Annotated in this window: 11 protein-coding genes; 4 read left to right on the top strand and 7 right to left on the bottom strand. The window is 47.9% G+C overall.

What is annotated here, in order from left to right; all coding sequences use genetic code 11:
- Window positions 1–125: 125 nt before the first annotated feature.
- From IT781_RS20280 to IT781_RS20255, 6 genes are all read right to left on the bottom strand, one after another.
- Window positions 126–1,790, bottom strand: a complete 1,665-nt coding sequence (locus tag IT781_RS20280; RefSeq protein ID WP_194971990.1) for a copper resistance D family protein — start codon at window positions 1,788–1,790, stop codon at window positions 126–128.
- An 11-nt stretch (window positions 1,791–1,801) separates the two neighbouring features.
- Window positions 1,802–2,158 carry a copper resistance CopC family protein gene (locus tag IT781_RS20275; RefSeq protein WP_194971989.1) on the bottom strand — a complete coding sequence of 119 codons (357 nt, stop codon included), beginning with the start codon at window positions 2,156–2,158 and terminating at the stop codon, window positions 1,802–1,804.
- A 6-nt stretch (window positions 2,159–2,164) separates the two neighbouring features.
- Window positions 2,165–3,553: an aspartate aminotransferase family protein gene (locus IT781_RS20270; protein ID WP_194971988.1), complete on the bottom strand. Its 1,389-nt coding sequence runs from the start codon at window positions 3,551–3,553 to the stop codon at window positions 2,165–2,167.
- 246 nt (window positions 3,554–3,799) lie between these two features.
- Window positions 3,800–4,540 (bottom strand): phosphorylase, encoded by a 741-nt coding sequence (locus IT781_RS20265; RefSeq protein ID WP_194971987.1) that lies wholly within the window; start codon window positions 4,538–4,540, stop codon window positions 3,800–3,802.
- Window positions 4,537–6,492, bottom strand: coding sequence for a squalene--hopene cyclase (gene shc, locus IT781_RS20260; RefSeq protein ID WP_194971986.1), 1,956 nt, complete (start codon window positions 6,490–6,492; stop codon window positions 4,537–4,539). The genes IT781_RS20265 and shc overlap by 4 nt, the downstream gene beginning before the upstream one ends.
- An 11-nt stretch (window positions 6,493–6,503) precedes the next feature.
- Complete coding sequence (locus IT781_RS20255) at window positions 6,504–7,604, bottom strand: phytoene/squalene synthase family protein (protein ID WP_194971985.1); 1,101 nt, start codon at window positions 7,602–7,604, stop codon at window positions 6,504–6,506.
- A 440-nt stretch (window positions 7,605–8,044) separates the two neighbouring features.
- On the opposite strand from IT781_RS20255, the gene hpnH reads away from it, so the two are divergent.
- The 4 genes from hpnH to IT781_RS20235 are packed head-to-tail and all read left to right on the top strand — an operon-like array spanning window position 8,045 to window position 11,931.
- Window positions 8,045–9,154 (top strand): adenosyl-hopene transferase HpnH, encoded by a 1,110-nt coding sequence (gene hpnH / locus IT781_RS20250; protein WP_194971984.1) that lies wholly within the window; start codon window positions 8,045–8,047, stop codon window positions 9,152–9,154.
- Window positions 9,155–9,160: 6 nt separating this feature from the next.
- Window positions 9,161–10,288 carry a glycosyltransferase gene (locus tag IT781_RS20245; RefSeq protein WP_194971983.1) on the top strand — a complete coding sequence of 376 codons (1,128 nt, stop codon included), beginning with the start codon at window positions 9,161–9,163 and terminating at the stop codon, window positions 10,286–10,288.
- Between the two features lie 30 nt (window positions 10,289–10,318).
- Window positions 10,319–10,930: an ABC transporter substrate-binding protein gene (locus IT781_RS20240; RefSeq protein ID WP_194971982.1), complete on the top strand. Its 612-nt coding sequence runs from the start codon at window positions 10,319–10,321 to the stop codon at window positions 10,928–10,930.
- 11 nt (window positions 10,931–10,941) lie between these two features.
- The gene (locus IT781_RS20235) at window positions 10,942–11,931 is read left to right on the top strand and encodes a VacJ family lipoprotein (RefSeq protein ID WP_194971981.1); all 990 of its coding nucleotides are present in this window, start codon (window positions 10,942–10,944) and stop codon (window positions 11,929–11,931) included.
- A gap of 29 nt (window positions 11,932–11,960) precedes the next feature.
- Here IT781_RS20235 and IT781_RS20230 read toward each other — a convergent pair whose 3' ends face one another.
- Window positions 11,961–12,476, bottom strand: a complete 516-nt coding sequence (locus IT781_RS20230) for an adenine phosphoribosyltransferase (protein ID WP_194971980.1) — start codon at window positions 12,474–12,476, stop codon at window positions 11,961–11,963.
- Window positions 12,477–12,626: the final 150 nt, after the last annotated feature.

The following is a 12,626-nucleotide window of genomic DNA, read 5'->3' as shown; positions in this document are numbered from 1 at the left end:
CCGTGTGGGTCAGGTACTCGCGCAGCTCCCGGGCCAGGGCCGGCAGTTGGTCTTTACTGAGCTTGCGGACATCGTCAGGCGAGTTGATGTCTTTAAGCAGGGAATATTGATGTAATGTATTCATATTAATAGAGAGGTTCGCGATAGAACATCAGAATGAGTCCGATCTGAAACAGGGCGGCAACGGAAACGAACCCGGCAATTTCTTTGCCCGGTCTGTCCAGTTTCAATTCCAGCCAGCGTCCGCTCGCCAGAACCAGTGAAAAGACACCCATTAAGGTATGGCCCACCTGGATAAGGAAAGCGCTTTTAGCCTGAAATCCAACATGCGAATGCGTTAATAGCATGAGTCCGCCGAATGCGGCCAATATGGGGAAAACAAAAGGCAGTTTGCTGGTGGCGTCTTTGGTCATTCTGGCGCGCAGTTCTATAACGCCCAGGCCTAATACCAGAAAGGTCGCAATTCTGTGCTGCAATACTTCACCGTTATTAAAAGTGCTCTCCCAGAATCCTATCGGACCTAATGGCCAGGTTTCAGCGTCGCTGCGGAAAAACAGGAAGATGCCCAAGGCGACAAACCCGAAAGGCCAGTATTTGGTTAAAGGTAAATATCTATCAAAAAGGGAAAACGCGGACGGTAAACGCTTCATATAGGAAAGCATCGCAATGAAGCTCATCGTGGTCAGGAATATACCGGCAATATTATGGTTGTAATCCGACCATGCCGTTGCTGCCGGCGAGGGAATTTGGCCTACGATGGCGACCCGACCTGCTTCACCGGCTATCAATGCTTCATGAGTAGGTGACGTGGTGCGTGGAATACGGGGGGCAAATGTGTTTAAAACTTCCTGCCAGGCAGCCGTCAAGTGCGGAATATCGATAGACGGAGGCTGTGACGCGAGGCTGGCAGCCGTGAATAACAAAATAACCAATACCAGTGTTTCCGCCTCAATATAATAAGGCACTCGATTGTTTAAGGCATGGTTGTTGCCGGAAGCACCGAATTCCAGCACGGCGCTTCTGTTCAGCCAGGCAAAACCCAAGGCCATACATAGCAGTATTATTTTGACCATTAACAGATTGCCGTAGCCAGTACCAATAAAGCCGTTCCAGGTATCGATATATTGCAAGGCCATCGGCAGGCCTGAAATCAGAATCATGGCGACCGAGGCCATGCCGAACATTGAGAAACGTTTCAGCATGATGGGCCAGAGTTCAGCAGGAACCAGTTGATGGCGACGCAAAAACCAGATGTTGACCAGTTGAAAGACGCCGCCTATCCATGCCGCTGCCGCCAATTGGTGGGCCACGGTCAGCGTCATCAGCGATGCCTGATTTTCAAAGCGGCCGGCAGCATGCACCAGCCAGGCGCCGGAAATAATCATGGGTATCGCAATAATCCCTGCAGTTATCCAGTGAGGCTTGGAAAAAGGGTTCTTGCGCAGGTACAGGTAGGCATAACCGGCCAGCAACAAAGTTAATACCGTGCGAATCAGACCGCCTGTGAATTGCGTGGTTTCGGCGAATTCAGGAAACGGCCATTTCTCCAGGATGGCTGTCATCATCCAGATTTTAAGGATGATCTTGAAAAGCTGGATCATCGCTAGGGCAAAACCGCCCTTATAAAAAAGGGCAATGGTTTTAGCCAGCAACGCTGAGGTGTATCCATCGTTGTTGCACCATGGGCGTAAAACAAAAAGTCCCCAGAACAAGCTGCCTATTGCTAATGAATAACAAACAAGGTCAACTCCGCCAACCAGGGAATCGAGAAAGTCGGCTATGGCTTCCATTGTTACTAAACCTATTGAGAGACAGCAAAGTGAATAACGTCTTCCGTTAAATGGCCGTCGGCCGCGAAGACTTTGAATCTGATGGCATAGTCACCGGGCGCTAATGGCGGGACTTCCACGATGATAAGGCCGTTCTTCTGGCCTTTTGTCGCCTTTAATAATTCATGTTGATCGCCTTTACGCACGAGGAAAATTTGGGACAACCCTAGTTCAACCTGGGAGTTGAACGTCAGTTCGATCTTCTCTGCCTGATTGGCGCGAATAGGGGCAATTTTTAATGAATAATCCGTTACCACGGCGTGAGCGGAAACTGCTTCTATCTGCAATAAACACAGCGTTAACAGACTTAGTTGGAATAAACTTTTCATTAGTTATTACCCTTTTTTATTTTTCATTGCGTGGCTGGCCAGATTCTTGCCTAAATCCCAGATCGATCCGGGTATCTGGTGCGTGTCGGCAATGACCTTGTCAAAAGCCGTGACGATATGATCACGGTCTTTTTGCGTTAAGGTTAACGGCGGCAACAGCTTGACCACGTTCATGCCGTGTCCGGCGACTTGGCTTAGAATATGGTGTTCTTTAAACAGCGGAATCGTGATCATCTGGCAGAACAGGCCCTTATTGGCCGCTTCCAGCATTGCCCAGGCCGCTTTCAGCGTCAGGCTTTTGGGGGAGTTGAACTCAATCGCGATCATCATGCCTTTGCCGCGCGCTTCCTTCAGGAATTCATACTTTTCTGACATGGCGTTCAGGCTGTTGATGATGTCGGTGCCGACTTTGTCGCTGTTTTCGACCAGGTTTTCTGCTTTCATGACATGCAGAGTGGCAAGACCTGCCGCCATCGCCGCATTGTTCTTGGAGAACGTCGAGCCGTGCACGACCGCTCTGTCCATGCGGTTAAAAACGGTATCCATGATTTTCGCTGTCATCGCGACTGCGCCCACCGGAATGAAGCCGCCTGACAGCGCTTTTGCCATACAGATCATGTCGGGCTTAACGTTCCAGTGGTCGATCGCCCAGAATTTTCCGGTCCGGCCTAATCCTGTCTGAACTTCGTCAGCGACGAATAACGTGCCGTATTTTTTGCATAGTCGCTCGACTTCGGGCAGGTAATTGTCATCAGGAACGTTAACGCCTTTGCCTTGGATCGGTTCAACGATAAACGCCGCCACGTCTTTGTTGCTTAACGCTTTTTCCAGCGCTTCGAGATCATTGAACGGTATGGCGCTGCAGCCGGGCAACAGCGGGCCAAAACCTTCACGGAAAATTTCTTCGCCGTTTAATGATAGCGATCCCATGGTCAAACCATGATAACCATGCTCGCAATAAACGATTTTTTCGCGCTTGGTGACGTAGCGAGCGAATTTAATCGCTGCTTCGACCGATTCAGTACCTGAGTTGCAGAAAAACATTTTGGTCAGGTTGTCGGGCGTGGTTTTAAGTATTTCCTTGGCCAGCAGGCCGCTGAGCACCGAAACATCGAGCTGCACCAGGTTCGGCAATTCCAGCGTCAGGGATTCATTCAATGCTTTGACGACGGTAGGATGATTCCGGCCGATCGCAAACACGCCAAAGCCGCTCAGCAGGTCCAGATATTCGGTGCCATCCTGGTCATAGAGATATTGACCGACGGCCTTTTTGTAATGACGATCATAGCCGATAGTTTTTAAAACCCTGACCATTTGATTGTTCAGGTGCTGCTCGTGCAGTTCAAATTTATCGGTGCTGTGTTGGGAAAAAAGTTCGGCGATGCTGAAAGACATTAAGTACCTCAAAAAAATAAATTCTTTTGCTGCTTGTGTTCGTGCAGGCGCTAAAAGCGGGCAGGCGTATTCAAGAGCAAATGAGCGTGAACGTGACAACGTTGGACGATAACTGCCGTCTCGCAGCTGCCACACCTGCCAGAATGGCGGAATATAAGCTGAGGCAGCTGTAAGCAACGTAATCCCCCATAACCGAGCCGATGCAAAAAGGCAAAAGTGATGGATAGGATATTTAAATGGTTTGCGTTATTCATGAAGACTTTGCGCAATTATGCTGGATTGGCCAAAGCTGTTAATTATATCAAGCTGTTGGGCAACCAACTTTAATTTATTCTTGGCAGCATTGAAATGCAGCCCCAGCTTGATTAATCCGGGCAGTTCAATCGGATGCAACGCGAGAAATATCAATAACTTGCTTAAAACCACATCGCCCTGATCATTAAGCGAACGATTGATGGCTCTGGGAAGGCTCATGTTCACTGGGTCGACAATTGCGCGGATTGCCAGAAACGGCAGTGTGTGTTGTCTGGCGATTTTGGCGACCGCGACGCTTTCCATGTCCAATACAATGGCGCCGGTTTTGGCATGCAGCTGTTTTTTGTCCTTGCCGGACGAAACAATTTGATGGCTTTCAGCCAGGCAGCCGGTATAAACAGCCACATGCGCTGACAGGGTATTTCTGGCGTGGCTATGCCAGCCCGAGGTTATATCTATCCGAACTTGATCCGCATCTATCAACGAGTCAGCTAAGGTAAGGTCTCCAGGCTTCAACGAAGCGTCGAGGGCTGCGGCGCAGCCCCAGCTGATCAGCCGGGTGGCGCCTCTGGAAACCAGCAGTTCGGCTGCCGTTTGCGCATTGACAGGGCCGGCGCCTGAATAAGCAACGAGTACTTTATCGGATATAAAAACACAACGCCCTTTATCAATATTTTTTGATGTCAGAGTGCCGAGTTCTTCCGGTAAAGCAACAACGATTCCGATAATCACTGTCTGCTAAGCTCGTTGCGGTACCTGGCAAGCGCCCATAATGGGAAGAACTTGTCGTAACCGTGGTATTTCAAATAGAAAACCCTTGGAAAGCCAGGAGCCGTGAAGCATTTATCATTCCAGACTCCGTCAGCCTGTTGGCTGCGCAGCAGAAAATCGATGCCGGCTTTTACTTCAGGGCTATGGGTTTCGCCGGCCGCCATTAGAGCCAGAAGCGCCCAGGCGGTCTGGAAGGCCGTGCTGAAACGGTATTTGCCGCTATGTCTGGTGTCGTGATAGCTGTGGTTGTCTTCGCCCCAGCCGCCGTCTTCGCGTTGCACGCTTTTTAGCCATTTTGCAGCTTTGGTATACATGGGGTCGTTCTTGGGCAGGTTGGTTTGCTCCAATCCTAGCAGCACTGACCAGGTGCCATAGATGTAGTTGGTGCCCCAACGCCCGAACCATGAGCCGTCTGCTTCCTGTTCGCTGCGCAAATAGTTGAGAGTCCGTTCCAGGGCTGGCAGATATTCGGCGTGATCCTTGGCCACGCGTCCCATCAACATGGCGCAGCGTGCGCTGACATCGGCGGTTGGTGGATCTAACAGGGCGCCGTGATCGGCAAAAGGAATTTCATTCAGATAATAATAGGTATTGTCGACATCGAACGCGCCGTAACCGCCGTTCCTGGATTGCATGCCAACTATCCAGTCGGTAGCGCGGAGCACGGGTTCATCCAGATCCGGCAGATTTGATTCGGCCATGCCGAATGCCACGACTGCGGTATCATCCACATCGGGATAATGCGGATTTGCGAATTGAAACGCCCAGCCGCCGCCCTTCAGGTCGGGTCTGGAAATACGCCAGTCGCCCGGTTCGTCGGAAAGTTGTTTGCTTTTCAGCCAGTCAAAAGCCCGCGTCAGGCTTTCTTTGTTGCCGGCTTTGTCAGCTTCCAGCAGGGCGAGAGCGGCAAGTCCGGTATCCCAAATCGGCGATACGCAAGGTTGGCAATAAGCATCATGCTCGTTGATGACCAGTAACTTGTCTATGGCTTTACGCGCAGTTACCACCAGTTCATGATCCTTAGGCATGCCCAGCAATAACATTGCTTCATAAGCGTTGACCATAGCAGGGAAAATAGCGCCGAGGCCGTCTTCGCCGTTCAGGCGTTCTATGAACCACTCCTTGGCTTTTTCGATCGCAAGTGCCTGCGTTTTTTTGGGGATCAAAGGACGCGTTTTACGGCCCAGTTTATCCAGTGCCAGAAAAAACTTATTTAAAGGTGTTCTTTCAGGAAAATAATGCTGTTCTTTATCAGGATGCGTAACGAAAAGCTCCAGGATATCGACTTTCTTCGGGTTCTTGGCAGTCGCTTTTAAGGTGCAAAGAACAAATAGCGGCACCATTACGGTTCTGGACCAGTATGAAACCTTATCCAGGTGGAAGGGAAACCATTTAGGAAACAGCATGATTTCAACCGGAATATAAGGCACGCCGCGCCAGGGGATCTGCTCAAAGGTCGCCAGAGCGATACGGGTGAAAACATTGGCTTTGGCAGCGCCGCCCTGGCTCAGTATGTAATTTCTCAGCTTGACCATGTGCGGAGCATCGATAGAGTCGCCGGCCATTTTCAAGGCGTAATAGACTTTAACGCTGCAGCTGATATCACCGACGCCGCCCATGAATAAGGGATAGCTGCCATCCTTGGACTGACGGGATCTGAGATAATTGGCTATCTTGGCCTGAAGAGGTTCGTCGATCTCGCCCAGATAATGCATCATCATGATGTATTCGGCCGGAATCGTGCAGTCCGCTTCCAGTTCGAATACCCAAAAGCCTTCTTTGTCCTGCAGACTTAATAGTTTTTCTTGGGCTTTGCTTATGGCTTTATTGAGATCCAATGCATGAGAATTAATAGCAGTCGATGAACTCGGTGCGGTGCTGATATTTATCGCTGTAATTGCTTCAGTAAACATGGGGAATGTCCTTAAAGATCTGACATGGATTTTGAGGATAATGTTTTATAGGTCCAGTCGGGCGTTTTGAGTCCGCGGCCGGCTAAATTGAAAAGCAGGGATAGCATGGTATTGCTGTGGCCGGCTAATTTAGTGGCAAAAATAGTAGCCTTGACACTGTTGCGTGAAATTTTGACCTGGCTGGATTTGTTAAAGTCTAGATTTTGTTTGATTTTTCGCAATGTCAGTACGGCCATGCCGAGCGCCCACAGGCAGAAGTTACGAATGCCGGTTTCGTGTGCAGGAATTAGCTGGGTATAAATCAAGGCGTTATGCAGATGGCCATGGGCAATGCTGATCAGGTGCTCCAATCCTTTTCTGAATTTTTCATCATTGGTTTCAGGCGTCAGGTTTTTAAGATCAAAACCGGTTTCTGTAAAAATATCCTGAGGCAGCCAGCATACGCCGCGTTGAGCATCATCCCAGATATCTTTCAGAATGTTGGTCATTTGCAGTCCCTGGCCGAAAGAAATCGACAAAGTCAGGAGTTGCTCGCGATGGTGGGCGATCTCCGGTGAATAGTGGCAAAAAAGTTTGGCCAGCATCTCGCCTACGCAACCGGCAACGTAATAGCAATATTTATCCATGTCGGCCATCGTGGACAAACCGCCCCGCAAGTCCATGGCCTGATAGATCGGCATGCCTTCAGCCATGGTTTCAACGCAGCAAGCCAGCGCTTCAATCTGATCCGGTTCGAATTTGTGCGTGATTTCTATGACGCGCGGCAATACATGGATAAGCGTGTGTTCAGCAGGAATGGTCTGCTTTGAGAGCAGTGGGGCCAGTTCTACGGCAAAAGGTTCGGAATTGACGCCGGTTTTGACGACGTTAATAAATTCCGAGCAAAAATACTTTTTTTGCTCAGGCGATAAAGAGGTTTCGTCTTCAATAGTGTCGACTATGCGGCATAGCAAATAAGCATTCGCTACAGCGCTATATAGCTTCTCCGGTAGTTGGGGAATGGTCAGCGCAAATGTTCTGGATACACCTTCAAGCAATAAGGCCTGAAATTCATCATCAGATAATTTGCTGAGTGACTTTGGGTTTTCCAGGGAAATTTGAGTTCCGTTCATAATTTTTTTATGTCGACTTACAGGGATTTAATAAAGAGTTGTAGTACTGACAGCAATAATAGACTGTTTGTTGGTATTTTGCAAAGTAATGTTGTTTTGTTGCTAATATGGCAGGCAGACAGAATTGTTGAGATGTCTAATGAGAGTAAAAACAGCAGTTTAAGTCTGTTTGTTGTGTGTGCGCAAATCAGCTAGACGACATGTCGGATTGAGACATGGATGCATAATTTATCGCAAAAACTGGAGTCGGCCAGTAAAAGATAGTATTCTACTCAACAATAGATAAGCGTTTGTATTATATGAAAGGTTGTATTTCAGGGAATATTGTTTTTTTGTTGTTTTATTGCAACGCTTGTTTTTTGTAATTAAGAATACTTTTAAGGCAGTTGTTGTAACTAAGGCTGTCGTCAGTTTATTGAATTTTTTTGGAGGGTTTGCACGTGGGAGTTCCTTTACGTCAACAGTTGACTGTAGGCAGTTATCTAATCAAGCAAAAGTTGAAAGGAGTTAAGCGATATCCTTTGGTTCTTATGCTGGAACCTTTGTTTCGCTGCAATTTAGCCTGTGCGGGCTGCGGTAAAATTGATTATCCTGACGAAATCCTGAACAAGCGCCTTTCTGTTGAAGAGTGTCTGCAGGCAGTGGATGAATGCGGCGCGCCAATGGTATCGATCCCAGGCGGCGAACCTCTGATCCATAAAGAGATGCCGCAAATTGTTGAGGGAATCATTGCACGCAAGAAGTTTGTCTACTTGTGTACAAATGCTCTATTGCTGAAAAAGAAGATCAATGATTACAAGCCTTCGCCTTATCTCACTTTCTCTATTCATCTCGATGGCATGCGCGATCGCCATGACGCCTCGGTATGTCAGCAAGGTGTTTTCGATCAAGCTGTTGAAGCTATAAAGCTGGCTTTGGAGAAAGGTTTCAGAGTCACAATAAACTGCACTTTGTTCCAGGGCGAAACGTCTGAAGAGGTGGCCGAGTTTCTTGATTACGCAATGGAACTGGGTGTGGAAGGCGTTACCATAGCGCCAGGCTTCAGCTATGAACGGGCTCCACAACAGGACGTTTTCATTAAAGGCCGGGACGTCAAGGAATTATTCCGCGGTATTTTTAAAATCGGCAAAAAACGTAAATGGAAATTGAATCATTCCACGCTGTATCTGGATTTTCTGGCCGGTAATCAAAGCTACAACTGCACGCCGTGGGGCAATCCGACGCGCAACGTGTTCGGTTGGCAAAAGCCCTGTTACTTATTGGCTGACGAAGGCAGCGCCGCAACTTTTCAAGAATTGCTTGATACCACGCCATGGGATAAGTACGGCAGCGTAAAAAATCCTAAATGCGCCGGCTGCATGGCACATTGTGGCTATGAGGCCACTGCCGTTGAGGACGTGTTCAAGCATCCAATAAAAGCGATGCTCACATCAATTCGCGGGCCAAGAACCGAAGGCATCATGGTGCCTGAACCTGAGCCGGATTATGTGCATGAGAAGCCTGCGCCAACAATTGCCGGTATTCCAGTCAGAGTAGAAATGGTCGAATAGATTGTAATGGTTGATGCTGGTTTTTATTTGTCCGCTGCAGCGGCAGCAGTGTGGTTGATTGTTCTGCTGCTGCCATGGCGTCCCTGGAGCGTTAAAGAAGTGTTGGAAGCGGATCCGTCTGGCTATGAGCAGACGGATCTCAGTGATGTTACCGTCGTAATTCCTGCCCGTAATGAAGAAGAGGTTATTGGCAGGACCTTGGCAGATCTGGAGCATCAAGGGCAGGGGTTAAATGTCATAGTTGTCGATGATGAGTCCACTGATAGAACCTTGTCCATCATTCATCAGTCCAATCTACAAGCTTTGAAGGTTGTTCGGTCCGATTCACTGCCTGTCGGTTGGACAGGCAAATTATGGGCGCAGGAGCAAGGGCTCAAACAAGTGCAAACGCCTTATACTTTATTGCTCGATGCCGATATAGCATTGCGTCCCGGCATGATCAAAAGCCTCAAGGATAAGCATTCACTGGAAAATGTTAACTTTGTGTCTCTGATGGCGGTACTACGGTTTGACTCGTTTTGGGAAAAACTGCTGATGCCCGCATTTGTTTTCTTTTTTAAAATGATTTATCCGTTCGCTTTGGCTAACAGGCCTGATAGCAAGTTCGCCACGGCAGCAGGCGGATGTATTTTTGTGGAAACGGATGTATTGCGCCAGATCGGCGGCATGGCTTCGATTAAAGACGCGCTTATCGATGATTGCACATTGGCAAAAACAGTAAAATCTGCCGGATACAAAACCTGGATGGGCTTGACGCATGGCGTACTGAGTCAGCGTCCCTACGGAACATTGCGCGATATTTGGGATATGGTAGCGCGTACGGCCTATACGCAGCTCTATTACTCGGTTACATTATTGCTGATTTGCACGGTTAGCATGCTGATAATGTACTGTCTGCCTTCATTCGGCCTGTTTTATTTTCAAGGCGGAGCAGCCCTATTAAGTATTCTGGCCATTTTGTTGATGGTACTCATATACAGTCCGGTCCTTCGATTTTATGAATTTAATCCGGCTTGGGGATTGGCTTTACCGTTGATAGCCAGTCTTTATTTATTGATGACCTGGACTTCTGCGATACGTTACTGGAAAGGGGAGCGTTCAAGATGGAAAGGACGCGTTTATCAAAAGATATAAATATGCTTTATAATTACGAGGTTTTTGATTATGGTTTTAAGAAGTATAAAGTTTGCATTGGTCCTGGCGTGGTATTTCCTTGCGACGACTGCTTATGCCCAGGAAGAAGCGGCTACAGCGAGGCAAGTCGTAGAAAAATTTCAGGCTGAACTGATTGGCGTAATGAAGAACGGCAAGCAGTTAGGTTATTCCGGCAGATATGAGAAACTTAAGGATCCGGTTTCCAACAGTCATGACCTGACAAAAATCGCTCGTATTGTTGTTGGTAAAGAATGGGAAAAATTAACCGAAGATCAGCAGCAAAAGCTTGTAGAGGTATTCAGTCGTCTGAGCATCGCTTCTTATGCTCATAACTTTAAAGATTATTCAGGCGAATCATTTGTATTTGATTCGGAAGAAGAAACTGCAAGAGGCGGGGTAGTTGTTCATTCTCATCTGGTAGTTCCTGGTGAAAAAGATGTGAAGTTCGATTATATGCTGAAGGAGAAAGGCCCTAGCTGGCGTATTATTAACATCATAGCTAATGGTGTCAGTGACCTGGCGTTAAAAAGATCGGAATACACTGCTATTTTGCAGCGTGAAGGATTTGATGCCTTAATAGCTAAGATCAACGAAAAAATTGATAATTATTCGAAACAGTAGGTTTTATGTTAATGAACAACCCCACCAACGGCTACCGATACGGTAAAATCAAACAAATTTTGTCAGGCATGCTTATCGGAGCAACTGTCACTCTGAGCGGTTGCGCAAGCACAGGAGGTGTTGAGCAGCAAGTTGAAGCGAATCCGGTCGATCCGTATGAAGGCTTCAATAGAAAAATGTATGCTTTTAATGATGGCGTTGATGATTATGTCGCTAAACCTATTTCAGACGCGTATAAATTCGTAACGCCGCAGTTTGTGCAAACAGGCGTATTCAATTTTTTCAATAACCTGAAAAACATCAATATTGTTCTGAATGATGTTTTACAGGCTAAATTCCAGCAAAGCGCTCAGGATTCCGGGCGGTTTATGATTAACACTACAGTTGGTCTGGCTGGATTATTTGATGTCGCCAAGGAAGTCGGTCTGGAGCAGAATGAGGAAGACTTCGAGCAGACTTTGGCTGTCTGGGGCGTGCCTCAAGGTTCTTATCTGGTACTGCCATTCTTAGGGCCTTCTACGGCGCGCGGAATTCCTGGGGCGATATTTGACACGGCAGCAAATCCAGTAACTTATGTAGGCGCGCCTGTACAGTTGGTTTCAATGCTCAATTCGCGGGCAAATGCCGAGGGCGCATTGAAATTTATTGACGAAGCGGCGCTGGATCCTTATGTGTTTACTCGCGAGTCTTTCTTGCAGTGGCGTAAAAGTTTGGCTGCCGACGGTAAAGTCGATGCATCGGACGATTTACTGGATATCGATGAAGAGGCGGCGCTTGAAGAAGGCGGAAATGCGGCTTCCGGTCAGGCTGCAGTTGCCGAGAAGGGGGCTGCAGGTGACACAGCCAATCCAGAAGGCTTTACTTTGAAATTAAGCGCCGATAATAAAGAGTTTGAACAGGTATCTAATTCATTCAGCAGCACCGCCCAATCATTTGACGCGACAGCCAAGTCATTTGAAGAGGCGAGCACTAAACTGGATAAATTGAAAGCTAAAAAATAAGCAGTTAAAGAAGCTACAAGGATGTAGCTCTAAAAATGCAATAATGAATGGACTTCGTAATTGCCGAGTTTCTCCCGCCCTTCCAGAAAGTCCAGTTCGATCACAAAAGCACAGGCTTCAACCTTTGCTCCCATCTTTTCAACCAGTTCGCAACTGGCTTTTGCGGTTCCGCCCGTAGCCAATAGGTCATCGATCAGTAATACGCGGTCACTCACATCAAACGCATCAATATGGGCTTCCAGTGTGGCTGAACCATATTCCAGGTCGTAAGACACACTTTGTACGTCGTAGGGTAACTTGCCAGGCTTTCTTAAGGGCACAAACGGAAGATCCAGTTCCCACGCAACGAGCGAGCCAAAAATAAAGCCTCGCGCTTCCATGCCGGCAACGGCTGTGATATCTCTGCCCAAGAATGGCTGCAGCAATTGGTGAACAGCCAGGCGTAATGAAGCCGGGTCTTTTACCAATGGCGTAATATCCTTGAAGATGATGCCGGGCTTAGGGAAATCGGGAATGTCGCGGATTTTGTTTTTAAGTCTTTCCATTTTTTTGTTGTCATTAAAAAATTGAAATCTGAGCGGCTTGCGAGCCGCTCTTGCGGATTAAGCGCAGAACGTTTCGATGCGGCGGATGAGTCCTGGCACATCGAGGCCGCACAGGGCCAGCAGTTCTTCCCGCGTGCCCTGCTCGACGAA

Origin of the sequence: Methylobacter sp. BlB1 (genome assembly GCF_015476545.1) — a bacterium.
In the GTDB taxonomy this organism is placed as follows: Bacteria; Pseudomonadota; Gammaproteobacteria; order Methylococcales; family Methylomonadaceae; genus Methylobacter.
This window is presented reverse-complemented; position numbering and strand designations above follow the sequence as displayed.